This is a genomic window from Nocardia sp. NPDC058705 (assembly GCF_042749305.1).
Classification (GTDB): Bacteria; Actinomycetota; Actinomycetes; order Mycobacteriales; family Mycobacteriaceae; genus Nocardia.
On record NZ_JBHYRN010000003.1, the window covers coordinates 1 to 23544 of the forward strand.

Sequence of the window (23544 nt, forward strand, 5' to 3'; positions counted from 1 at the left end):
CGGGGGGTTTGTCGGGCCCTGTTGGGGGCGCCCCCCCCCGGGGGGGGGGGTCCGCCCCCCCCCCCCCCCCCCCGGCGGGCGGGGGGGGGGGCCCCCCTTTAACCCCCCCCCCCCCCACGCCGGGCGGGCCGGTGGGGGTGGAGAGGTAATCGTGGACGGGCAGTCCGGGCAGGCGGCGACGGAAGCGGTCGGTATCGACCTGGTGGCGCCCGAGGTGTTCGCACCGATGTTGCGCAGGCTCGCGCTGGCCGCGTTCGGCGTCGGCGTGGGGGCGACGTTGCTGTCGGCGGTGTGGCTGAGCTGGCCGTACGCGATCCTGATCGGTCTGGTCGTCGCGGTCCCGACCGTCGGCTACGTGTTCGCGTTCAAGCGTCGGCGAATGTGGTTGAGCGGCACCGTGATCCGCGCCCATCGGCTGTTCGGCGAGTACACCGTCGACCTCGCCGACGCCACGGGCGTGCAACTGCTCGTCTACCCGGGCAGGCTCAGTCGCATCGTGCTGAAGGCAACGGTCGGGGCCGACACCCAACTGGTCCCATTGGCGATGTACACCGATGTCGGCAGCGGCCGCGAACTGCACCTGCTCGGCCTGCGCAAACTCGCCGACGCCCTCGCCTCCAGCGAACTCGTCGCCGCGGTCGCGATCTCGGAAGTGCTCGTCCAGCAACTGCGCGCGGAGGCCCGCGACGCAGGCCTCGACGAACGCCCGCTGTATCGCGCGGTGCAGTCGGTGCGCGGCAAGGACAGCGTTTCGCCGGTGGTCCTCACCGATTCCGAAGTCGCCGCGCTGGGTTGAGCGTCGTTCGACGCGCCCGTAGAACGCGGTGGTCGTGGGAGTCGGCCGATCATCAACTCCGTCGGAAACCGGCTCGCCGGCACTGCGCGTGCACGGCCAGTGGCATCGCCGAGCAGTTGATCGATGGTGGGTGGGCCGCGGAGCTCTGTAACGGTGGGTGGCTGGTCGCTGCGGCGCCGTCAGCCGAAGAGAGCGAGTTGGGTGTCTTGCGGTGGGGGTGAAGGCGCGAGTGGGGTGGTGCGGCCTTGGGTGGTGCGCAAACCGTGGTGGGTGAGGAGGGGGTTCACTCGGTCGCGTAGCCAGTCGCGATAGAGGGGCGTGACGTTGCCGCCGCGGGCATAGAGCTGGCGGTAGCGGCGCATGAGGGCGGGGTGCTCGGTGCCGAGCCAGGTGAGAAACCAATCGCGGGTGGGACCGCGCAGATGCATCGGGAAGGCCATGGCGCTGGATGCGCCCGCATCGGCGATCGCGGCGAACAGGGCCTCGAGGTGGGCTCGGCTGTCGGTGAGGCAGGGGATGATCGGCGCGGCCATGACATGGACGGTGAAACCGGCGTCGGCCAGGGCGCGGACCAGGTCGAGGCGGGCGCGCGGTTCGGGAGTGCCGGGTTCGAGGCGGTGGTGCAGGTCGGGATCGAGGATGGCGATCGACACCGCGACACTCACTTCGACCTGCCGTGCCGCCTCCGTGAGCAGCGGCAGATCGCGGCGCAGCAGCGGACCCTTGGTGAGGATCGAGAAGGGTGTGCCCGAGTCGGAGAGCGCGCGAATGATGTCGGGCATCAAGCGGTATCGGCCCTCGGCGCGCTGATACGGGTCGGTGTTGGTGCCCAGCGCCACCGCCTCGCGCCGCCAGGAACGACGCATGAGTTCGCGGCGCAGCACCGCGCCGATATTGGTTTTCACCACGATCTCGGAATCGAAATCCTCGCCCGCGTCCAGGCCGAGATATTCGTGGCTGCCCCGCGCGAAGCAGTAGCGGCAGGCGTGCGAGCAGCCGCGCATCGGGTTGATCGTCCAGCGGAACGGCAGCGCGGAGCTCTCTGGCATCTTGTTCAGCGCGCTCTTGCACAGCACCTCGTGAAAGGTGATGCCCTCGAACTCCGGTGTCCGCACGGATCGAACCAGCCCGGCCCTGGTCAGGCCGGGCAACGCGCCGTCATCGGCGTCCAGGGTCTGGGCTTGCCACCGCATCCCACGAGTCGAACATTTGTTCGAACAACTGTCAAGCCTGACGGGACGCCCGCAGGAAGTCGACGAGGTCGTTGACGGTCTCCGCGGTCGGGCGAGGGTGGTAGCCGAGTTCGCGTTCGGCCTTGTCGTGATCGACGATCGGCGCCGAGATCAGCGCGCCGAGTGCGGCTTTGGACAGGATGTCGGAGCCCAGGCGCCTGCTGATCGGTTCGAGTACCGGCAGCAGCGCGCCGAGCGCCTTCGCCGGGATCGCGAAGCGTGGACCCTTGGCGCCGGTGCGGGCCGCGGCCATCCGGCACAGGTCGATCATCGTGGTCATCTCGCCGCCGAGTAGGTAGTTCTCGCCGGTGCGGCCCTTCTCGCCCGCGAGGATCAGGCCATGGGCGACATCGCGCACATCGACCAGGTCGAAGCCGCCGCCGATCATCACCGGAATCCGGCCGCGCATGGCCTGGGCGACGGTGGAGTTGAGCCGAGACAGGCGCTCGGGGTGGTCGACCGGGCCGTAGACGCCGGTCGGATTCACGATCACCGCGTCGAGCCCGCGCTCGATCACCGGACGCAAGGCCAGCTCGCCGGACCACTTGGACCGGTCGTAGACCGGCAGGCCGGGATCGTCGGAGCGGCCGGAGGTCTCGTCGATGTGCCCGCCCGCGCGATATTGATCGAAGGCGTGGATGGAACTGGTGTGCACGAACCGGCGCACCCCCGAGTCCAGCGCCGCCTCGGCGGTGACTCGCACGCCCTCGGTGTTCACCCGCCACGCCAGATCGTTGCGTTCGGCGAGGGTGATCAACGCGACCAGGTGGTAGACCACCTCGGTGCCCGCCAGCGCCGCACGCATCGACACCGGGTCGAGCACATCGCCGTCGATCCAGGTCACGGCCGGGTCGGCAATGGTCGGGGCCACGCGGTCGATCGCGACGACCTCGTGGCCGCGCTCGACGAGCAGGGGGATCAGGTTGGTACCGAGGTAGCCGGCTGCGCCGGTCACTGCGACCTTCATGTGCCCGAGGATATAGAACATGTTCTAGTTTTCCTAGTGGGGTCGCGCGCACAGTTGGTGGCACGACTCGAAAACTGTCGGGGAGTTCGGCTATATTTGGCGCCAACCGCAGTTGGGTGGTCGCGTCGGGAGTTTCGCGTCCGCCGATCGCTCCTGTAGTGCAGACTTTTGACGACGAGTTGGGGGGATTTCGCATGAATCATGTTTCGGTGCAACCCGCAGACGTCGCTGCGTTCGCGGCGACCAATGGCGGGGTGGCGGCACAGGTCGCCGCGGCGGGCAATATCGACCTGGTGGCCAGCGTGTCGGCTGCGACGCCGGTGTTCGGCCTCATCGGCGCCGACTACCTGGCGATGTTCGCGGCCGCACAAGCGTTGCAGGCCAAGGACATCAACGACCTGTCGTCGAAGTTCAGCTCGCTGTCCGACGCGGCCTTCAAGTCGTCGGTGACCTTCGAGACCACCGATATCGACAATGCCGCCGAGCTCGCGCGTCAAGCTGCCGGAATCGGCGGCGCGGTATGAAGCCGTTGAGCTCCGACGCGGGCGTCATCGCGCCCGAGGCCGCCATGGCCACCGCCGACGCCGCCACGGCATCGGTGATGGGCGCGGTGCCCGTGGATTCGCAGGCCATCCTGGATGTGCCGCTGATGCAGGTGCCCGACGACGCGGCCGAAACCGAAGAAGCGGTCTTCGCCCTCGCGCAGAAAGTCACCGACGAGGCGCAGGGCGGCACCATGTCGCCGGCCGGATTGGGTGGGCTCGGTGGCCTCGGCACCGGCATGGAGCCCCAGGACATCCTGTCCGGTGTCTCGGAGGACGCGTCGTCCGCGCTCAGCGGTCTGCAGGGCACGGTGGCGCAGATGGCGGCGCCCGCCTCGGCTGCCGCGCTGACCGCGTTCGACCAGGCCAAGTCCGCGCTCACCGGCACGTCAGGCGCCGGTGCGTCGGGCGCTACCGGCGCGAGCCCGTCCGCCGCGGCCACGACGCTGACCGACGATCCGGTCGCCGCGCTGATGAGCGGGCTGTCGCTGCCCGCGCTGCCCGGTATCGAAACCCTGTTCCAGCCGTTCCTCGACCTGCTCAGCAGCTTCGGCACCGGCATTTTCAGCTCGCTGGACCCGACCGCGATCCTGAGCAACTCCTCGGCCGTCATCGAGCAGGCGATGAGCCTGGCCCAAGGTGGCGTGAAGACCGTCCAGCAGGTGTGGGAAGGCCAGGCTGCCGACTCGGCGACCACTGCCAGCCAGCAGGCCCAGACCCAGGGCCAGGAAACCAGCCAGCGCGGCATCGACATCTCGGCGCTCACCCAGCAGGCGGCGGCCGTCGTCCAGACGGGCAACGCGCAGCTCACCACCATCGCCACCACCTTCGCCGCGCAGGCCACCGCGCTCGCGCCGACGATCATGCTGCCGCCCACCCAGGCCACGCTGATCGGTTTGGCCACAACGCATCTCGGTGAAGCGGTGTCGGTCGTCAACGTCACCCGTGGGCAGTTGATGGGGTACACCGGCGAACTCAGCGGCGTCGTCGGGCAGCTCGCCAGTCAGAGTGGTCTGCCCTCGCCGGAGGACGTCCTGACCGCGGCCTCGGAGAACATCGGCGAACCGCTGCTCACCCAGGCGCAGGAAGCGCTCGGCGGCGATGCCTCCACCACCGCGGCGAGCACCACTCCCGGTACCACCACGACTCCCGGTTCGACCACTCCGTCGAGCCTCGGTACGGGCGGTTCGGGCGGCGGTGGCGGCGGTGGCGCTTCGCTCGGCGCACTCGGTACCGCACGAGGCGGCGGCGCCGGTGGCAGCACCGGGGGCACCCCGAGTGCGGGAACGCCGAAGAGCACCGCGGCCGTGCCGGGTGCGGCTGTGCCTGGCGCGGGTGGCCGTGCCATGACCCCGGGCGGAATGGGCGCGAGTACCACCGCGGCGGGCACCAGCGGCAGCTCCGGCATGATGGGCGGCGGCGCGGGCGCGGGCGCAGGCCGTGGCAACAACGAGGAAGAACACGGTCGTACCGTGCAGCCCTACCAGAGCCGCACCGGCAACGACGATCTCACCGGTCCGCTGGGCGAATCCACGCCTGACGTCATCGGTGCCGTCCACGAGGACGAGCGCGATGCGGACGAGACCGCGGATCGCTTCTGATCGAGGCGCTACTGAACGACAAGGGGCTCACCGGTGGAAAACCGGTGAGCCCCTTGTCGTTCGGCGATCAGCTCTTGAAGGCGTCGACCAGCTTCTTGTAGAGATCGGTGAAGCGCTTGCGGGCATCCTTCTGCTCCGGGTTGAGGCCGTCGGACGCCTCGGGGGAGTAGATGACCAGGTGGGCTTCGCCGTCCGGATCGTCGGGCATCAGGTCGATGATCTGCGTGCCCCTGTTGTCACCGGCCGGGATGCCGAAATCGGTGTCCTTCAGCGCGTTGATCTCCTCGCGCGCGGCCGAGATCACGTCGGCGGCAACCTTTCCGGTCACCTTCTTGGGCGCGGTCTCTGGCTTGCGGTCCTTGCTCGCCGCGTCGGGCATGTGGACGGCCTTGCCGTCGGCGAAGATCTGCAGGACCGGGCGCAGGTCCGTGCGCTGAGACCAGCCGTCGGGGATGGTGGTCAGGCTCACCAGCGGTAGTGGCGCCGGATCGGCGTGAGCGACGGCGCTCGCGCCGCTGAGAGCGAGAGCGCAGACGAGCAGTCCGGTCATGGTCGGGCGCATGGGTTCCCCTCGATCGAAAGACAGTGTGCGGGTTTCGCGTTCGGGTCAGCGTAGCCCGGGCGGGTTGTCGAGGTCACGTGCGGAATAGGTGTCGCAGGCCTGCACCGACCCGGTTCGATACCCGACGAGGAACCATTTCTGCCGCTGATCCGAGGACCCGTGGGTCCACGATTCGGGGTTCACGCCGCGCCCGGCGGACCGCTGGATTCGGTCGTCGCCTACGGCATTGGCAGCAGAAAGCGCATCACGAATATCGGTGTCCGACAAGGGCTTCAGGAACGGTTGACCGCCGCCTGGCGAGGGCTGCTTGTCGGCGAAGTTGGCCCAGATCCCGGCGTAGCAGTCGGCCTGCAGCTCGGTGCGCACCGCACCGGAGGTCGCGCCCTGCGGATCGCGCTGGGCCTTGCCGATATCGCCGAGCTGGTTCTGGATGTGGTGGCCGACCTCGTGCGCGACCACGTACTCCTGCGCCAGCGGTCCCGCGCTCGCACCGAAGCGGTCGGTGAGTTCCTGGAAGAACGCGGTGTCGAAATAGGCGGTCTGGTCGGCGGGGCAGTAGAACGGGCCGACGTCACTGGTGGCATTGCCGCAGCCGGTGCTCACGCCACCGGTGAACAGCACCAGCTTCGGCTCCACGTACTGCTTGCCGGTCTGCTTGGGCAACTGCACCGACCACACGGCGTCCAGGCTCTGCGCGGTCGCGACCACCCGGCAGTCGACGTACTTGTTCGCGTCGGCACCGGTTTTGCAGTGCGACGGCGTGCCCGCGGTACCGGGCTGGCCCTGCTGGTCGGACTGCGCGCCGGTGAAGTTGCCGAGCACCGACCCCGGATCGCCACCGAGCAGCAGTGTGATCACCAACAGGATCAGACCGCCCGCGCCGCCACCGACGGCGAGTTTGCCACCCATGCCTGGCCCGCCGCCGGACGATGCCCGGCCGGGATCGATCTGCATACCTTCGTTGAAGGTCATCGCGGTACTCGCCTTCGCTCGGTTGTCCAGCTGCCTCACAGCATGATTCACCGCCTGCGAGGGCGGCAGGCGGTGGACAGTGTCACAAGCTTGACACGGTAGGGAAGATATCGGTTTTCATCCCGGCACCGTGTCTCACTACGATGGCAGTGCACCGCCTTCGTCGCGGTGCGTCGAGTCCGCGAAAGTCTGTCGAAAGGAATACCGTGCTGCGCACCCACTTGGCTGGTTCGCTGCGAGGCGAGCACGCCGGTCAGACCGTCACCCTCACCGGCTGGGTGGCGAGGCGTCGTGACCACGGTGGTGTGACCTTCATCGATCTGCGCGATGCCTCGGGCGTCTCGCAGGTGGTTTTCCGCGAGGGCGAGGCGGCCGAACAGGCCCACAAGCTCCGCGCGGAATTCTGTGTGCAGGTCACCGGTGTGGTGGAACGGCGTCCCGACGGCAACGAGAACCCGGAGCTGCCGACCGGGCAGATCGAGGTCGACGCCAAGGAACTGGTCGTGCTCAACGAGAGCGCGCCGCTGCCGTTCCAGCTCGACGAGACCCCCGGCGACGAGGCCCGCCTCAAGTACCGCTACCTCGACCTGCGCCGCGAAGGACCCGGCCACGCCATCCGCCTGCGGTCCAAGGTCAACGCCGCCGCCCGCGACGTGCTGGCGAGCCACGACTTCATCGAGGTCGAGACCCCCACGCTCACCCGCTCCACCCCCGAGGGCGCCCGCGACTTCCTTGTCCCCGCGCGCCTGCAGCCGGGCAGCTTCTACGCCCTGCCGCAGAGCCCGCAGCTGTTCAAGCAGCTGCTCATGGTCGGCGGCATCGAGCGCTACTACCAGATCGCGCGCTGCTACCGCGACGAGGACTTCCGCGCCGACCGTCAGCCGGAGTTCACCCAGCTCGACATCGAGATGAGCTTCGTCCGCCAGGACGACGTGATCCTGCTGGCCGAGGACATCCTCACCGCGCTGTGGAAGCTGATCGGCCACGACATCGTCACGCCGATCCCGCACATGACCTACGCGGAGGCGATGCGGCGCTACGGCTCCGACAAGCCCGACCTGCGCTTCGGGATCGAGATCACCGAATGCGCCGAGTACTTCAAGGACACACCGTTCCGGGTGTTCCAGGCGGAGTACGTCGGCGCGGTCGTGATGCCGGGTGGCGCGAGCCAGCCGCGACGTCAGCTCGATGCGTGGCAGGAATGGGCCAAGCAGCGCGGCGCCAAGGGCCTCGCCTACATCCTGATCAACGAAGACGGCACCCTCGGCGGCCCGGTCGCCAAGAACCTGACTGATGCCGAGCGTGACGGCCTGGCCAAGCATGTCGGCGCCGAACCCGGCGACTGCGTGTTCTTCGCGGCAGGCCCGACCAAGGCGCAGCGCGCCCTGCTCGGTGCCGCGCGCGGCGAGATCGCCCGCAAGTGCGACCTCATCGACCCGAACGCCTGGGCCTTCGTCTGGATCGTCGACGCCCCGATGTTCGAGCCCGCCGCCGAGGCCACCGCCAGCGGTGACGTGGCACTGGGTCACTCGGCCTGGACCGCGGTGCACCACGCGTTCACCTCGCCCAAGCCGGATTCGATCGACACCTTCGACACCGACCCCGGTTCGGCGCTGGCCTACGCCTACGACATCGTCTGCAACGGCAACGAGATCGGTGGCGGTTCCATCCGTATCCACCGCCGCGACGTGCAGGAACGCGTGTTCAAGGTGATGGGTATCGACCACGACGAGGCCCAGGAGAAGTTCGGCTTCCTGCTCGACGCCTTCTCCTACGGCGCCCCGCCCATGGGCGGCATCGCCTTCGGCTGGGACCGCATCACCGCGCTGCTGGCCGGTGAGGACTCGATCCGTGAGGTGATCGCGTTCCCCAAGACCGGTGGCGGCGTCGACCCGCTCACCGACGCGCCCGCGCAGATCACCGCGCAGCAGCGCAAGGAAGCCGGCATCGACGCCAAGCCGGTGGTCAAGGCCGCCGCCGACGCGCCGAAAGTTGTTGCGGCCGAGAAATAGCGGTCATCGAGGGTAGCCCGGTACCTTCTGGTCAGTTCCCGTATCGCCACGGCGATACCGACCAGGAGGACACCGGTGCTACATCTTCGAGTGATCTGCCCGCCCGACCAGACCGATGAGTTGGTGCGGATCCTCGAAGCCGATGCCGGCGTCACCCATCTCACGGTGGCCCGCGGCATCGCGCTCGAGCCCGCGGGCGATCTCGTGCAGGCCGATGTGGCGCGCGAGGCGGGCAACAAGGTTCTCGCCCAGGTGAAGTCGCTCGGCATCGTCGAGCACGGCGGGATCACCCTCGGCCCGGTCACCGCGGTGCTCTCCGATGCCGCGGATCGCGCGGTGCGGGCGGCGCCCGGTGATCCGAGTGACGCGGTGATCTGGGAGCAACTGCTCAAGGAAACCCACGAGGAAGCCTCGCTCAACGCCACCTTCGTCGCGTTCCTGACCATCGCCTGCCTGCTTGCCGCGATCGGTGTGGCGACCGACTCGCCGGTGACCATCGTCGGCGCGATGGTGGTGGGCCCGGAGTTCGGTCCACTGGCGGCGTTGTCGGTGGCGCTGGTGCGCCGCAACTGGCGGCTGGCGCGGCGCTCGATGATCGCGCTGGCGGTGGCGTTCCCGATCGCCATGGTGATCACGCTCGGCGCGACGATCGTGTGGGAGAAGCTCGGCTGGATCACCACCGCGGGCGTGATCGACGCGCACAGCGTCGACTTCATCTACGAGGTCGGTCCGTTCTCACTGGTCGTGGCGTTGCTCGCCGGCGCAGCGGGCATGCTGTCGCTGGTCACCGCCAAGTCGGCGGCGCTGATCGGGGTGTTCATCTCGGTGACGACCGTGCCCGCCGCCGGGTACGCGGTGGTGGCGGCGACGCTCGGGCAGTGGCATCGGGCGTTCGAGTCGGTCGGTCAGCTGGCGGTGAACCTGGTCGGCATCGTGATCGCCGGTGTTCTCGTGCTCGAGCTGCGGCCGAAGGCGGGCGACGCGAACGGCCCGCTCGGCCGGTTCAAGCGGGCCATCGGCATGCGGTCCGCGCTCGAACGCTAGATGCGCGCGACGGGTCCCGCGGTCAGCATCCGGTACGAGTAGGTCACCGCGATCACACACACCGGCCCCGCGACGAACAGGCCGAGCCCGCACAGGGCGAGGCCGACGAGGGTGACCAGCATGACGGTCAGCGCCAGCAGCAGCGCCGCCCACAGGTTCGCCAGCACCAGCTGCGCGCTCGCCTTGATCGCCTCCACCGGGCCGTAGTCCTGATCGATCACGAAGTGCAACGAGAACATGCACAGGAACCCGGCGATCAGCCCCGGCGCCAGGCACAGCGCCGACAACACCAGCGTGATGGTGAAGGCGAGCAGCGAGGTCAGCAGGACATTGCCCGCGTTCACGAACCGGAAGAACGACCCGAAAGCCGGTGGGTACCCGTCGGTTTCGTAGAGCGCGCCACGCACCATCGCCGCCTGCAGCAGCCACAGCCCGACGATCACCAACAGGAACAGCAACAGCACGCCCAGTGCCGACGTCGGCTCGACGAGTTGGACCACGGCGACGAATCCGAGGTAGATCAGCACCCCCACCGCGGTGACGCCGAGCCACGGACCCGGATTGACCCGGAAGCGTTCCCAGCCATAGCTCAGCGAACGGCCGATATCGAGGGCCTGTGCTCCCGAATGGAGGTAACCGGGCGTCTGCCCGGCACCGACCGGCGACACGCCGGTTGCGGGGGCGGCCGGGTAGGTCGGATTCTCCGGTTTCGCCTGGGGGACGGCGTAACCGGGCCCCGTGCCCGTCGGCCCGTAGTGCGGAGTCCGCCCGCCGTGGCCGGCAATCGGCGGTGGCGGCTCCACCGGCTCCTGCCCGTACTGTGCGGCGCCGGGGCCTTCGAATTGCGGATAGCCTGCGCCACCGGCCATTCCGTGCCTGCCCGGTCCAGCGCCGGAGGTCTGCGCGGGCCCCGCGCTCTCGTGTCTGCCCGAGGGGCCGGCGAACTGTCCGCCACCGCCCGGAACAGGCGACCCGCCCGGCGAATCGCTCGATGCGGCGTACGGAGTGTCGGTCATTGTGATAGACCTTTCGACTCAACCGGTTTGCGGTGTGGCGCACAGCAGTTCACGATGAGAAAACCCGAAGACCGGCTGATGTGTCAAGCGAACAGGCACACACGCGCAACCTCGGCGCCAACACGCCGAACGACGCGGAAAGGTTGTCCAACCGCTCGCTAGAAGTGACCGGGTACGAGTAGCTTGAGAGGCGATGACCGCACTATTGGCCGAACGCGCCGCCGACGTCGTGTCCGCAGCACAACAGTTGCTCACAAAGCGAATGGGTGCTCCGGTAAAGCTGAGTGATCCGATGGAGCTCAGCGGCAGTGGTAGGACGACAGTCCTACGCGTGCGTGTTGCGGAAAACGCATTCTCGTTGCCGCGCACGCTGATCGTGAAACAGGTGCGCGGTTCCAGTCCTGACCGCCGCATCGGTGGAATGGCGCCCGGCGTCGCCAGTATCGACGCCGCGTTCCTGCGTGAGGCGGTGTCCTACCAGTTCACCACCGCGCTGAGCCGCGAACAGCGTCCCGGTGCCTTCCTCATCGCCCACAGCGTCCCCGACCGGCTGTTGGTGCTGTCGGATCTCGGCGACAACGCGCTGCTCACCTCGGTGCTGCAGGCGCGTGTCGAGCCGGGCACCCGCAACTCGCTGATGGCGTTCGCGCAGGCGCTGGGCCGGATGCATGCCGCGACTGTCGGCCGCGAACCCGACTTCGTCGCCCTGATGCGGCGGGTCGACTCGGCGCATCGTGTCGACGGGATCGCCCAGCAGGCCCACTCCGCCATCGCCGATGTTCCCGGTCTGCTCCAGGCCGAATTCGGCATCGAGGTGCCCGGCGAGATCGCCGAACGCATCGTGGCGGGCAACCGCCTGTTCACCGGTGGTCGCTATCGCGCGTTCAGTCCGTCGGACCTGTGCCCCGACAACGTGATCATGAACGACGAAGGCGCGCGGTTCCTCGACTACGAGTGGGGCGGTTTCCGCGACGCCACCCTCGACATCGCCTACGCGCTGGTCTCGTTCCCCGGTTGCCTGTGCGATTTCGAACTCTCGCGCAGCCGCGCCAAGGAAATGGTCGAGGCCTGGCGCTCGGTCGTGGTCGGTGTCTGGCCGTCGCTGGCCGACGACACCGTGCTGGCCGAACGGATCCTCGAGGCCCGGCTGATCTGGGTCTGGCTGTCGACCTACTGGTTCCTGCCCGCCGACCACACCCGCATCGCCACCGCGCGCGAACACGGGCTGTCGGTGCCACGCTCGGAAGCGTTGATCAACCGGTGGTCGGCGCTGGCCGAAGACGCCAGGATGACCGGCGACGACGCGGTCGGCGACTTCGCCGAGCAAGTCTCGGCGATGCTCGAGGAGCGCTGGTCGGAGTAGCTGGCACCCCACTTCCCGCCGTGACGGGCGTACCGTCGTCAGGGATCTGAGGAAGTGGGAGCTGTCGTGCCGAAACCTGTCACCGTCGTTCGCAAGCAGTGGTTGACCCCGCATCTGGTGCGGGTGGTCGGCACTGTGCCGGACGACTTCACCTCGAACGAGTTCACCGACGCCTATGTGAAGTTGATCTTCCCGGCGCCCGGGGTCGACTACCCCGAGCCGTTCGATCCGGACGAAGTCCGCGCCACGCTCGGCCCGGAGAGTCAGCCGGTGGTGCGCACCTACACCGTGCGCTCCTTCGACGCCGCGCGGCGCGAGATCAGCATCGACTTCGTGGTGCACGGTGACGAGGGCATTGCCGGTCCCTGGGCGCGGTCGGTGGAGCCGGGCGCACGGTTCTGGTTGAACGGGCCGGGCGGCGCGTTCGCACCAGACCCCGCGGCCGACTGGTATCTGTTCGTCGGCGACGAATCGGCGCTACCCGCCATCGCGGCGGCGCTCGAGGCGGTGCCCGCTGGTGCGCCCGCTGTCGTGTTCGTCGAGGTGGGTGGCACCGAGGACGAGATCGCCCTCGACTCGCCTGCGGACCTACGCCTGCGCTGGGTGCATCGCGGTGTGTCCTCGGACCGGATCACCGACGACCTCGCCGGGGCGCACTCGCCACTGGTGGCTGCGGTGCGCGCGGCCGAGTGGCTGCCAGGACAGGTCCAGGCGTTCGTGCACGGCGAGGCCGAGTCCGTGATGCGTCACCTGCGCCCCTACCTGCGCAAGGAACGCGGTGTCGCGCCGAAATGGCAGTCGGTGTCGGGATATTGGCGGCGCGGCCGCACCGAGGAGGGCTTCCGCGAATGGAAGCGGGAACTGGCCTCCGAAGGAGCGTGATCCGCGGTCAGAGCACCGGCGTCGGTCGCTGCTCGAGCCGTCCGCCCACCGGAACGGCGAAGGATGCGCCGTGCCGGACGCCGGTCGCCGGATCGGTGACATCGGCGACGTAGAACCAGTCCATCTGGGTCTGCGTCGCGGTCACCTCGAGCACCCCGAAACCGTGGGAGTCGAGTTCGGTGTAGCGCAGGTGGCGATTGGCTGCCTTGATGGCTTCTTCCGCCGGGACCGAGGCGGTCCGGGGAGGCATCTTCAGCAGGTCGCCGACGCTGGAGGAGGTGACCGACGGGATGACGAATTCCGCGCCGACGGTCGGACCGCCCGGGTAGTTCGCGGCGTCGACCGGCAGGTCCGCCGCCCACGAGGTGTGGATGTCGCCGGTGAGAAACACGACTTCACCCACTTTGTTGTCGGCGATCGCGCGGAACAGGGTGGTGCGGTCGGCGGTGTAGCCGTCCCACTGGTCGCCGTTGACGGTGATGCCGCCCTGCGGGATGCCGAGCGCCTCGGTGATCGCCTGGGTCGTCGCCGGTTCCAGCGGCGGGAACACCAGCGGCGCGATCATCACCGAGTTGCCGATCAGCTTCCAACGGGTGGGGGAGGAGGTGAGTCCCGCGGTGAGCCAATCCATTTGGGTGCGGCCGGTGATCGTCCGCGACGGGTCGTCGGCGTGGCGCCAACCCGCGACCGGCCCCGCCTCCTCGTCGCGGTAGGTGCGCAGATCCAGCATCGACAGCTCCGCCAGGGTGCCGAACCGCAGTCGTCGGTAGATCTGCACCTGGCCGTCGGCGCGGGTCGCGCGCACCGGCATCCACTCGAGATAGGCGCGGGCCGAGGCAGCCTTGCGGTCGACCCAGGGGCCTTCGGTGGCCGGGTCGTGGTTCTCCGCGCCGTCGCGCCACGAGTTGTCGGCCGACTCGTGGTCGTCCCAGGTGCAGATGAACGGTACGGCGGCGTGCAGGGCCATCAGGTCAGGATCGGTCTTGTACTGGCCGTGGCGGGTGCGGTAGTCGGTGAGGGTGACGATCTCGGTCACCGGGTCGTGGGCGCGGACCGCGCCGTTGCGGCCGGTGTAGCGGCCACGGGCGTACTCGTAGATGTAGTCGCCGAGGTGCACGATCGCATCGAGATCGGTGCGGGCGGCCAGGTGGCGGTATGCGCCGAACCAGCCCGCTTCCCAGTTGGCACAGGAGACCATGCCGAGGCGAAGGCGGTCGATGTCGCTGTCGGGTGCGGGTGCGGTTCTTGTGCGGCCGACGGGGGAGGTCTCGCCGCCAACGGTGAAGCGGTAGAAGTAGTCCTGACCGGGCGTGAGGCCGGTCGCGTCGACCTTGACGGTATGGTCGGAATCGATCGACGCCGTGACGGTGCCCGATGCGGCGAGCGCGCCGAAACCGACGTCGGTGGCGATCTCCCAACGCACCGCGATCGAGTCGCCGAGGCCGGAGCCCGGTGTGGCGTCGTCGGCGACGGTGACCCTGGTCCAGAGGATGACGGCGGTCGGCAGCGGGTCGCCCGAGGCGACACCGTGCCGGAACACCCCGCCTGCCGCGGTGGCCTGTGCGGTGGTCGCGACGGTGGTCAGCGCGGCGACGGCGACGACGCCGCTGCCCTTGAACAAGGTCCGCCGCGCGAAGGCGGACTCGGCAACGGCGGGGACTTCGGCGATTTCGGCCACGATCAGCGATCTCATCCCACGGATCACGCGAGCGCAAGTTCTCGCGACAAGTGTTGGTCAATTGTCTATTTTGTCGGAACCTCCGGGTTCGCGAGCGACGGTCGGGCGCCGCTCCTCGCAGAACATGTCCGAGGGCGTCGGTACCCTGCAGAACGTGAGCGACAGCCTTTTCGACGTGCCCGGCGAACACGCGTCCGCCGAACCAGGCGACGCGGTGTTCCGTCGCGATTCGGGCGCCCCGCTCGCCGTTCGCATGCGCCCCGCGAACCTGGACGAGGTAATCGGTCAGGGTCATCTGCTGGGTCCGGGTTCGCCGTTGCGCAGGCTCGTCGAAGGCTCTGGTGCGGCATCGGTGCTGCTCTACGGCCCGCCCGGTACCGGGAAGACCACCCTGGCCTCACTGCTCTCGCAGGCCACCGGGCGCCGGTTCGAAGCGCTGTCGGCGCTGTCGGCCGGGGTCAAGGAGGTGCGGGCGGTGATCGACCTGGCCCGGCGCCGGCTCACCGCGGGCGAGCAGACCGTGCTGTTCATCGACGAGATCCACCGTTTCTCCAAGACCCAGCAGGACGCGCTGCTGGCCGCCGTGGAGAACCGGATCGTGCTGCTGGTCGGCGCGACCACGGAGAACCCGTCGTTCTCGGTGGTCTCCCCGCTACTGTCGCGCTCGCTGGTCCTGCAGTTGCAACCGCTCACCCCCGACGACATCCGCGCCGTCCTCGCTCGGGCGATCAGCGACCCGCGCGGACTGGCAGGGGCCTTCACCGTCAGCGACGAGGCGATCGAACACATCGTCCGGATCGCGGGCGGCGATGCCCGTCGTGCGCTCACCGCTTTGGAGGCGTCGGCCGAATCCGCCACCGAGGGTGCGGTCGAGCTGGAAACGGTCGAGGCCACCGTCGACAAGGCCGCCGTGCGCTACGACCGTGCGGGCGACCAGCACTACGACGTGATCAGCGCCTTCATCAAGTCCATTCGCGGCTCCGATGTCGACGCGGCCGTGCACTACCTGGCCCGCATGCTCGCCGCGGGCGAGGACCCCCGATTCATCGCCCGCCGCTTGATGATCCACGCGAGCGAGGACATCGGCATGGCCGACCCGATGGCCCTGCAGACCGCCACCGCCGCCGCCCAGGTCGTCCAACTGGTCGGCCTGCCCGAGTGCAAACTCGCGCTCGCGCAAGCCACCATCCACCTCGCGACCGCCCCCAAATCAGGTGCGGTGACCACCGCCATCGGCACGGCCATGGCCGACATCTCCGGCGGCAAGGCAGGCGCCGTCCCGCCGTATCTGCGTGACGGCCACTACGCGGGCGCAGCCCTGCTCGGCAACGCCCAGGGCTACAAGTTTCCGCACAAGTACCGCGAGGGTGTCGTCACACAGCAGTACCCACCCGACGAACTGGTCGGTACCGACTACTACCTGCCCACCGACCACGGCAACGAACGCACGATCGCCCCACGCGTGGAGAAGTTACGCAAGATCGTTCGCGGGCAATGATCCCCACGCCGGGTCAGTCCAGCGCGAACGGGGCCGTTCCGCCGACCGACCAGATCTGACGCAGCCGACCATCGACGGCGTCGAACAGGTCGATGCCACCGTGCGCCGGAACCCCGGCATCCTCGGAATGCCAGCGCACCGCGAACATTCCGTTGCCCGCGGCGTCGAGCGCGCCGACCGCGGCCGAGTCGACGACGAAACGCACCCCGGACCGTTGCGCGCGGAAACCGGTCACGAAGGCCGCCAGCTCGGCGGGACCACGTAGCGGATCGGTCGACTCACGAGTCTGCTCGGAGGCGAAGCGCAGACGGAAGTCGTCGGTGAGCAGACGGTGGGCGATGTCGGGGTCGGTATTCCAGAGCTCGGTCCAGTCGGCGGCGAGCTGATCGGCGGTAACGGCGGCGGTGGTCATGAGCTGCTCCTGGCGTCGGGCCGGACCGGTGTGGTCCGTGCCGCCAGTGTTCAGTCCGACCGCGACAACGGTGTGTCGGTGATCGACATCACATCGATGAGCCTGCCGTCGCTCGTCGGAATCGTCGACAGGTCGACCCCTCGGTCGGGTGCGAGGTCGTCGAGCACCTGCGCCCGCACTACGCGGTCGAGCCGGAATCCCCGCAATCCCGACCGCATCCGGCACCAGGCGTAGAGAAACCAGTGCGTGCCCGCGACGAACGCGAGCGGCTCCACGTCGCGCTCGGTGGGGTTGCCGTCGCGGTCGAGATAGTGCAGCCGCAGCACCCGACCGCTGACCACCGATTCCAGGATCTGCGGCGACACCGCCGCGGCGACCGGCGCCGGAAACAACCTGACCCGGTCGACCAGCGTGCGAGCCCGCGCGCGATCGGCCTCGGGCAACACCGCGACGACCTTGGCCACCGCCGACGCCGCCGCCTCGGCGAACGGCGTGCCCGCTAACCGGGGCAACGCCACCGCGAGGGCCGTGGCCTCGGCCGCGGTCAGGCTCACCGGCGCGAGTGTGCGATGCCGATCGAGGGCGTACCCGCCTGCGCGCCCCGGCACTGTCATGATCGGCACCCCGGCCTGGGCCAACGCGGCCAGATCGCGTTCGATCGTGCGGGTCGACACCTCGAAGCGGGCCGCGAGCTGACGGGCGGTCCGCGGCCGAGGGCTGTAGGCCCGCAGTTCCTCGGCGAGTGCGTAGAGCCGCTCGGTTTTCGTCACAACACGATTGTCGTCGAACCGCGGCGTCACCGGCGTGGCCCAGACCACCCCGGTCGATGAAAAAGCAGCTGCACCGGCCCGGTAGGCTGGGTCTTCGTGCAGACCCACGAGATTCGACGACGGTTCCTGGACCACTTCGTCCGTGCCGGACACACCGAGGTCGGAAGTGCTTCGCTGATCCTGGCCGACCCCAACCTGCTGTTCGTCAATGCGGGCATGGTCCAGTTCGTTCCGTATTTCCTGGGTCAGCAGACCCCGCCGTGGGCCACCGCGACCAGCGTGCAGAAGTGCGTGCGCACCCTCGACATCGAGAACGTCGGCATCACCACCCGCCACAACACGTTCTTTCAGATGGCGGGCAACTTCAGCTTCGGCGACTACTTCAAGCGTGAGGCCATCACCCTGGCCTGGACGCTGCTCACCAACAGTGTCGAAGACGGCGGCTACGGTTTCGACCCCGAGCGCCTGTGGGTCACCGTCTACCTCGACGACGACGAGGCCGAGCGGATGTGGCTCGAGCTGGGCGTGCCCGCCGACCGCATCCAGCGTCGCGGCATGGCCGACAACTACTGGTCGATGGGCATCCCCGGCCCGTGCGGCCCGTGTTCGGAGATCTACTTCGACCGTGGCCCCGAATACGGCGTCGAGGGCGGCCCCGAGGCCGACGAGGACCGCTACATCGAGATCTGGAATCTCGTGTTCATGCAGAACGAGCGCGGCGCGGGCATCGGCAAGGACAACTTCGAGATCCTCGGCCCGCTGCCCAAGCAGAACATCGACACCGGCATGGGCGTCGAGCGCGTCGCGTTCCTGCTCCAGGGCGTGGACAACGTCTACGAGACCGACCTCATGCGCCCGATCATCGACAAGGCCGAGGAACTCACCGGCCGCTCCTACGGCGTCGATCACACCGACGACGTGCGCTTCCGCGTGATCGCCGACCACGCCCGCACCGCCGCGATGCTCATCGCCGACGGCGTGAACCCCGGCAACGACGGCCGCGGTTACGTGCTGCGCCGCCTGCTGCGCCGCATCGTGCGTTCGGCGCGCCTGCTGGGCGCCGAGAAGCCGGTGATGGCCGAGCTGATCAAGGTCGTCACCGACCTGATGGCACCGTCCTACCCCGAACTGGCCACCGATTTCTCGCGCATCGAGACGGTGTCGGTCGGCGAGGAGATGGCCTTCCTCAAGACCCTCAACACCGGCGAGACCCTGTTCGACAACGCCGCCACCGCGGTGAAGTCCAAGGGCGGCAAGCAGATCACCGGCTCCGATGCCTTCGCCCTGCACGACACCTACGGCTTCCCGATCGACCTCACCCTCGAAATGGCCGCCGAGGCAGGCCTTTCCGTGGACGAGGACGGTTTCCGCTCGCTCATGGCCGAGCAGCGCAAGCGCGCCAAGGACGACGCCCAGGCCCGCAAGCACGCCCACGCCGACCTCACCGTCTACAAGGAACTGGTCGACCGCGGCGCCACCGAGTTCACCGGTTTCGACGAGCTCACCTCCGAGGCCAATGTCCTCGCGCTGATCGCCGACGGCGTCCGCGTCCCGGTGGCCACCGCGGGTCAGGACATCGAGGTCATCCTCGATCGCAGCCCCATGTACGCCGAGTCCGGCGGTCAGATCGCCGACCGCGGCACCATCACGGCCAACGGCCTGAAACTGCAGGTCAACGACGTGCAGAAGATCGCCAAGAAGGTCTGGGTGCACAAGGCCACCGTCGAGGCTGGCCAGATCACCGAGGGCGACGTCGTGCTCGCGCAAGCCGATCCGGCTTGGCGTCGCGGCGCCACCCAGGGCCACTCCGGCACGCACATGGTGCACGCCGCGCTGCGTCAGATCCTGGGCCCCAACGCCGTGCAGGCCGGTTCGCTGAACAAGCCCGGCTACCTGCGGTTCGACTTCAACTGGCAGGGCGCGCTGTCCGAGCAGCAGAAGGCCGATATCGAGGTCGTCTCCAATGACGCTGTCGGCGCGGACTTCCCGGTGAACACCTTCGTCACCGATCTGCCCAAGGCCAAGGAGATGGGCGCGATGGCGCTGTTCGGCGAGAACTACGGCGACGAGGTGCGCGTCGTGGAGATCGGCGGCCCGTTCTCGATGGAACTGTGCGGCGGCACCCACGTGGAGCACTCCTCGCAGATCGGCCCGATCACCCTGCTTGGTGAGTCCTCGGTCGGTTCCGGCGTGCGCCGCGTCGAAGCCTTCGTCGGCCTCGATTCCTACAAGTACCTGGCCAAGGAGCGTGCGCTGCTGGCCGGTGTCGCGTCCTCGCTGAAGGTGCCCTCGGACGAGGTGCCCGCGCGCGTGGAGCAGCTCGTGGAGCGACTCAAGGTGGCCGAGAAGGAACTCGAGCGCACCAAGATCGCCGCGGTGCTCTCTTCGGCGGGCACCTTCGCCGAGCAGGCCGAGCGGGTCGGTGCGGTGCGCCTGGTGGCCGCCGCGGCGCCCGAGGGCGTGTCGGCCGGTGACCTGCGGACCCTGGCCACCGATATCCGTGGCCGTCTCGGCACCGATGCCGCTGTGGTCGTGCTGCTCGGCAATGTCGACGGCAAGGCGCCGTTCGTGGTGACCGTCAACAAGGCCGCCCAGGATCTCGGCTTCAAGTCCGGTGACCTGGTGGCCGCCTTCGGGCCCAGTATTTCCGGGCGTGGTGGCGGCAAGCCGGAGATGGCGCAGGGCGCCGGTTCTGACCCGTCGGGCATCCCGGCCGGTTTGACCGCCGTCCGCGCTCGGGTGGCCGAACTCGCCGGCTGATGACCACCCCTGGTTCGCCCGACGAGCAAGCCGATCGACCGCACCCGGACACCGACCCCGGACGGGGCCGCCGGATCGCGATCGACGTCGGTAGCGTGCGCATCGGGGTCGCCTCGAGCGACCCCGACGGCATCCTCGCCACCCCCGTCGAGACCGTCCCGCGCGCCAAGTCCGGTGGGCGCTCGGGCGGTCCACCGGCCGACATCGCAAAGATTGCCGACATTGTGCGGGAGTACGAAGCGGTCGAGGTGATCATCGGCCTGCCGCGCACGCTGCGCGGCGAAAACGGCACCGCGGCCGCTATCGCGCGCAAGTTTGCCAAGCAGTTGCGCCGGGTGATCGACCCGATTCCGATACGCCTTTCCGACGAACGTTTGACTACGGTGTCTGCTGCACGTGCGCTGCGCGACAGTGGAGTTCGCGCACGTGGCCAGCGGCAGATGATCGACCAGGCGGCAGCCGTGTCGATCCTGCAAGGATGGTTGGACGAGCGGAGTTCGATGTTGAAGGACGCAACAGGCCCGGCGAACGCGGTCGGAGACGATGTATGACCGACCGATGGACCAGGGCCGAGGAGCGCTACCGAGCGCGAGAAGCTGACCGGCGCTACCCGCGCCGCGACGACTGGGGCATCGACGCCCGCACGGTGCGCGGCGACGAGCGCCCCGCGCCCGACCGCGGCGAGTGGGACGAGGACGGCACCGACGTCATCCCGCGCTACGAGGACGAGGTCTACGACGACCAGGTCGTCGAGGAAGCGCTCGAGCCGGAACCGGAACCCGAGCCGGTCGTCGCGCCGCGCCGGATCGGCCAGCGCGCCGCCGCGGCCGAGCGTGCGCGCCCGGCATCGGGACGGAAACCGGCCGGACGCAAACAGTCCGGACGTGCCAAGTCTCGGATCGCCTCGCGCAAGGCGGCCGAGCGCAAGAAGCGCCGCCGCAATATGTGGGTGATCGCCGCGGTTTTCGTTGTGCTGGTTGTCTCGGCTGCCGGTTTTGCGGGTTACAAGCTGATGGGCAGCCTCACTCCCGCCGAGGATTTCGCGGGGCCGCCCGGTGCGCCCGTGGTGGTCCAGGTGCACTCCGGCGACACGGCGACGCAGATCGCCGATGCCATGCACGACAAGGGTGTGGTCGCCAGCTCCGAAGCCTTCTACGAAGCGGCAGTGCGCAATTCGGCGATGAACAGCGTGCAGCCCGGTTTCTACGCGATCGGTGCGAACAGCCCGGCCGCCAGTGCGGTCACCGCGCTGGTCGGTGGCAAGTCGCGGGTCGGCAATGTCACCGTCTCGGAGGGGCGTCTGCTCCACGACAAGCACGACTACGCCACCGGTGGTCGATATGACGGCATCTACCGCAAGATCGCCGAAGCCAGCTGCATCGGCCCCGAACCCCGGTGCGTGACCTACGAACAGCTCGACGCCGCGGGCGCGAGTCTGGACCTGGCCGCCCTCGGAGTGCCTGCCTGGGCGATGCAGTCGGTCCGCGATTGCCCCGACCGGACACGGCAGTTGGAAGGGCTCATCGCGGCGGGCACGTGGGATTTCGATCCGAGCGGAACCCCGGAACAAATCCTGCGGCAATTGGTGACCACGAGCGTGCAGAGCTACGAGGCGACCGGATTGCTGCAGGCGGGCGGCGACACGAAGCTGACGCCCTACGAGATCCTGGTCGCGGCTTCGCTGGTGGAACGTGAGGCGAAACCGCAGGACATGGGCAAGGTGGCACGGGTGATCGTGAACCGACTGCACGTCGACCAGATGCTGCAATTCGATTCGACGGTGAACTACACACTCGACAGCACCGAGGTGGCGACCACGAACGCCGACCGCGCCGCGAAGAACGCCTGGAACACCTATGCGATGACCGGCCTGCCCAAAACGCCGATCGCCGCGCCGTCGGTGGGCGCGCTGCGTGCGATGGAGACCCCGGAGCCGGGGCCGTGGTTGTACTTCGTCACCGTCGACAAGAACGGCACGACGCGGTTCACCGACAGCTACCAGGAACATCTGCGCTTGGTCACTCAGGCCCAGAACAGCGGAATCCTCGACAGCTCGAAGCCCTACGGTGGCTGACACGCGCAGAGCGGCGGTGCTCGGTAAACCGATCGCGCACTCACGTTCGCCCCAACTGCACCTGGCCGCGTACCGCACGCTCGGCTTGAACTGGACCTACGATCGCATCGAGTGCACCGGCGAGCAGTTGCCCGCCCTGGTCGACGGTCTCGGCCCGGAATGGGTCGGGCTGTCGGTGACGATGCCGGGCAAGGAAGCCGCGCTGGCGTACGCGTCCGAGCGCACCGACCGCGCCGTGCTGGTCGGCTCGGCCAACACCCTCGTCCGCACCGACACCGGGTGGCGCGCGGACTGCACCGACGTCGACGGCGTCCTCGGTGCGCTCCGCGGCGGTGGTGTGTCGAGGATCGACGAGGCCGTTGTGCTCGGTGCCGGCGGCACGGCCAGGCCGGCGTTGCTGGCACTGTCGGAACTGGGCGCGAAATCGGTGACCGTGATCGCACGCGATGCCGGACGGGCGCGCAGTGCGCTCGAGTTGGCCGACCAGCTGGGAATGCGGGCGACGGTCGCCCCGCTCGACGCCGTGCGGGTTCGTGCGGTGTGCGAGTCGGCCGGCGCAGTGGTCAGCACGGTGCCGGCCGAGGCGGCCGCGCTGATCGCCTCGTCCGTCGCCGTCGCGCCGGTTGTGCTCGACGCGATCTACAACCCATGGCCGACCCCCCTCGCGACCGCTGTCGAGGCCGCCGGAAATACCGTGGTCAGCGGCTTTCAGATGCTGCTGAACCAGGCATACGGACAGGTCGAGCAGTTCACCGGCCGACCCGCGCCGCGCGCCGCGATGGCCGCCGCGGTCGCTTAGGCGCTGCGGGAGCAGGGTGGGCACGGTCCGATTCACAGGAATTGATACCGGTTCTAGTTTTGTGTCGCTAAGGTGTTGTCCATGACCGCTTGGGTGTTACGGGCCACCGTCCTCGGCGCGCTGGTCGTCGCCCTGCGCGTGCTGCTCGGTTTCGCCATGGCCTCGTGGCCCACCTACGGCACCTTCTGGCGCGCTGCCTGCCTGATCGCGATCATCGCGGTGGTTGTCGCCTGGGGCGTGCGTGACGGCCGCGCGGGCGACGACGGCCTCACTGTCCGCTGGTTGGCCGCCGGTTTCGGTGCGGGCCTTGCGAGTTCGGCAGTGAGCTGGGTGCTCGACCAGGTGCCCGGAATCGAACTCGGCGATGCTGGTCTGCTCTATGAGGTGACCTCCGCGGCCTCGTTCATCCTGCTGTTGGTGTTCCTGCCCGCGATGGCCGGAATCGCTTTCGGCCACTCGCGGCGTTCGACCGAATCCACCTCTGCCGCAAGCGAACCGGAGCTCGCCTCGGCGAGTTGAGCTGAGTTCGGTTCTCTCGCTTCAGGTTTGCCTGTCGGCTGCGTA

General features: G+C 68.8%; 21 protein-coding genes. 13 read left to right on the top strand and 8 right to left on the bottom strand.

Annotation, left to right across the window (positions count from 1 at the left end; translation table 11 throughout):
* The first annotated feature begins 151 nt into the window (after positions 1-151).
* Positions 152-796, top strand: coding sequence for a hypothetical protein (locus tag ACFW6D_RS05450; protein ID WP_379325056.1), 645 nt, complete (start codon positions 152-154; stop codon positions 794-796).
* Positions 797-975: 179 nt separating this feature from the next.
* Here ACFW6D_RS05450 and ACFW6D_RS05455 read toward each other — a convergent pair whose 3' ends face one another.
* Positions 976-1989, bottom strand: a complete 1014-nt coding sequence (locus ACFW6D_RS05455; RefSeq protein ID WP_379325058.1) for an Rv2578c family radical SAM protein — start codon at positions 1987-1989, stop codon at positions 976-978.
* A gap of 31 nt (positions 1990-2020) precedes the next feature.
* A complete protein-coding gene (locus ACFW6D_RS05460; RefSeq protein ID WP_379325060.1) occupies positions 2021-2995 on the bottom strand; it encodes an NAD-dependent epimerase/dehydratase family protein in 975 nt (324 codons plus the stop codon).
* 209 nt (positions 2996-3204) lie between these two features.
* On the opposite strand from ACFW6D_RS05460, the gene ACFW6D_RS05465 reads away from it, so the two are divergent.
* Entirely contained in the window at positions 3205-3519 is a 315-nt protein-coding gene (locus ACFW6D_RS05465; protein ID WP_379325062.1) for a type VII secretion target, read from the top strand.
* Positions 3516-5138 (top strand): hypothetical protein, encoded by a 1623-nt coding sequence (locus tag ACFW6D_RS05470; RefSeq protein ID WP_379325064.1) that lies wholly within the window; start codon positions 3516-3518, stop codon positions 5136-5138. Before ACFW6D_RS05465 ends, ACFW6D_RS05470 begins: the two co-directional genes overlap by 4 nt.
* 67 nt (positions 5139-5205) lie before the next feature.
* Here ACFW6D_RS05470 and ACFW6D_RS05475 read toward each other — a convergent pair whose 3' ends face one another.
* Entirely contained in the window at positions 5206-5700 is a 495-nt protein-coding gene (locus ACFW6D_RS05475; protein WP_379325066.1) for a hypothetical protein, read from the bottom strand.
* Positions 5701-5745: 45 nt separating this feature from the next.
* Positions 5746-6672, bottom strand: a complete 927-nt coding sequence (locus tag ACFW6D_RS05480) for a neutral zinc metallopeptidase (protein ID WP_379325068.1) — start codon at positions 6670-6672, stop codon at positions 5746-5748.
* A gap of 206 nt (positions 6673-6878) precedes the next feature.
* Here ACFW6D_RS05480 and aspS point away from each other — a divergent pair, with 206 nt between their 5' ends.
* Together aspS and ACFW6D_RS05490 are read left to right on the top strand one after the other, a co-directional pair.
* A complete protein-coding gene (gene aspS / locus ACFW6D_RS05485; protein ID WP_379325070.1) occupies positions 6879-8684 on the top strand; it encodes an aspartate--tRNA ligase in 1806 nt (601 codons plus the stop codon).
* A 75-nt stretch (positions 8685-8759) separates the two neighbouring features.
* Positions 8760-9728, top strand: coding sequence for a DUF389 domain-containing protein (locus ACFW6D_RS05490; protein WP_379325072.1), 969 nt, complete (start codon positions 8760-8762; stop codon positions 9726-9728).
* Here the strand turns inward: ACFW6D_RS05490 and ACFW6D_RS05495 are convergent.
* Complete coding sequence (locus tag ACFW6D_RS05495) at positions 9725-10744, bottom strand: hypothetical protein (RefSeq protein WP_379325074.1); 1020 nt, start codon at positions 10742-10744, stop codon at positions 9725-9727. The two genes, ACFW6D_RS05490 and ACFW6D_RS05495, sit on opposite strands and share 4 nt — an antisense overlap.
* A gap of 193 nt (positions 10745-10937) precedes the next feature.
* Here ACFW6D_RS05495 and ACFW6D_RS05500 point away from each other — a divergent pair, with 193 nt between their 5' ends.
* Together ACFW6D_RS05500 and ACFW6D_RS05505 are read left to right on the top strand one after the other, a co-directional pair.
* Positions 10938-12107: a phosphotransferase family protein gene (locus ACFW6D_RS05500; RefSeq protein WP_379325076.1), complete on the top strand. Its 1170-nt coding sequence runs from the start codon at positions 10938-10940 to the stop codon at positions 12105-12107.
* Positions 12108-12173: 66 nt separating this feature from the next.
* A complete protein-coding gene (locus ACFW6D_RS05505) occupies positions 12174-12989 on the top strand; it encodes a siderophore-interacting protein (RefSeq protein ID WP_379325078.1) in 816 nt (271 codons plus the stop codon).
* 7 nt (positions 12990-12996) lie between these two features.
* Here the strand turns inward: ACFW6D_RS05505 and ACFW6D_RS05510 are convergent, their stop codons facing one another.
* Positions 12997-14682, bottom strand: a complete 1686-nt coding sequence (locus ACFW6D_RS05510; protein WP_379325079.1) for an alkaline phosphatase D family protein — start codon at positions 14680-14682, stop codon at positions 12997-12999.
* 109 nt (positions 14683-14791) lie between these two features.
* Here ACFW6D_RS05510 and ACFW6D_RS05515 point away from each other — a divergent pair, with 109 nt between their 5' ends.
* Complete coding sequence (locus tag ACFW6D_RS05515; RefSeq protein WP_379325719.1) at positions 14792-16165, top strand: replication-associated recombination protein A; 1374 nt, start codon at positions 14792-14794, stop codon at positions 16163-16165.
* A 13-nt stretch (positions 16166-16178) separates the two neighbouring features.
* On the opposite strand, the gene ACFW6D_RS05520 is transcribed toward ACFW6D_RS05515, so the two are convergent.
* Together ACFW6D_RS05520 and ACFW6D_RS05525 are read right to left on the bottom strand one after the other, a co-directional pair.
* Positions 16179-16577 carry a nuclear transport factor 2 family protein gene (locus ACFW6D_RS05520; protein ID WP_379325081.1) on the bottom strand — a complete coding sequence of 133 codons (399 nt, stop codon included), beginning with the start codon at positions 16575-16577 and terminating at the stop codon, positions 16179-16181.
* A 50-nt stretch (positions 16578-16627) separates the two neighbouring features.
* Positions 16628-17347, bottom strand: coding sequence for a helix-turn-helix transcriptional regulator (locus tag ACFW6D_RS05525; protein WP_379325083.1), 720 nt, complete (start codon positions 17345-17347; stop codon positions 16628-16630).
* Positions 17348-17443: 96 nt separating this feature from the next.
* Between ACFW6D_RS05525 and alaS the strand changes: the two genes are divergently transcribed.
* From alaS to ACFW6D_RS05550, 5 genes are all read left to right on the top strand, one after another.
* Complete coding sequence (gene alaS / locus ACFW6D_RS05530) at positions 17444-20107, top strand: alanine--tRNA ligase (protein WP_379325085.1); 2664 nt, start codon at positions 17444-17446, stop codon at positions 20105-20107.
* Positions 20107-20658, top strand: a complete 552-nt coding sequence (gene ruvX, locus ACFW6D_RS05535; RefSeq protein WP_379325087.1) for a Holliday junction resolvase RuvX — start codon at positions 20107-20109, stop codon at positions 20656-20658. Before alaS ends, ruvX begins: the two co-directional genes overlap by 1 nt.
* Positions 20655-22181 (top strand): endolytic transglycosylase MltG, encoded by a 1527-nt coding sequence (locus tag ACFW6D_RS05540; protein ID WP_379325089.1) that lies wholly within the window; start codon positions 20655-20657, stop codon positions 22179-22181. Before ruvX ends, ACFW6D_RS05540 begins: the two co-directional genes overlap by 4 nt.
* The gene (locus ACFW6D_RS05545; protein ID WP_379325091.1) at positions 22174-22980 is read left to right on the top strand and encodes a shikimate dehydrogenase; all 807 of its coding nucleotides are present in this window, start codon (positions 22174-22176) and stop codon (positions 22978-22980) included. The genes ACFW6D_RS05540 and ACFW6D_RS05545 overlap by 8 nt, the downstream gene beginning before the upstream one ends.
* A gap of 81 nt (positions 22981-23061) precedes the next feature.
* Positions 23062-23499: a B-4DMT family transporter gene (locus tag ACFW6D_RS05550; protein WP_379325093.1), complete on the top strand. Its 438-nt coding sequence runs from the start codon at positions 23062-23064 to the stop codon at positions 23497-23499.
* The last annotated feature ends 45 nt before the right edge of the window (positions 23500-23544 follow it).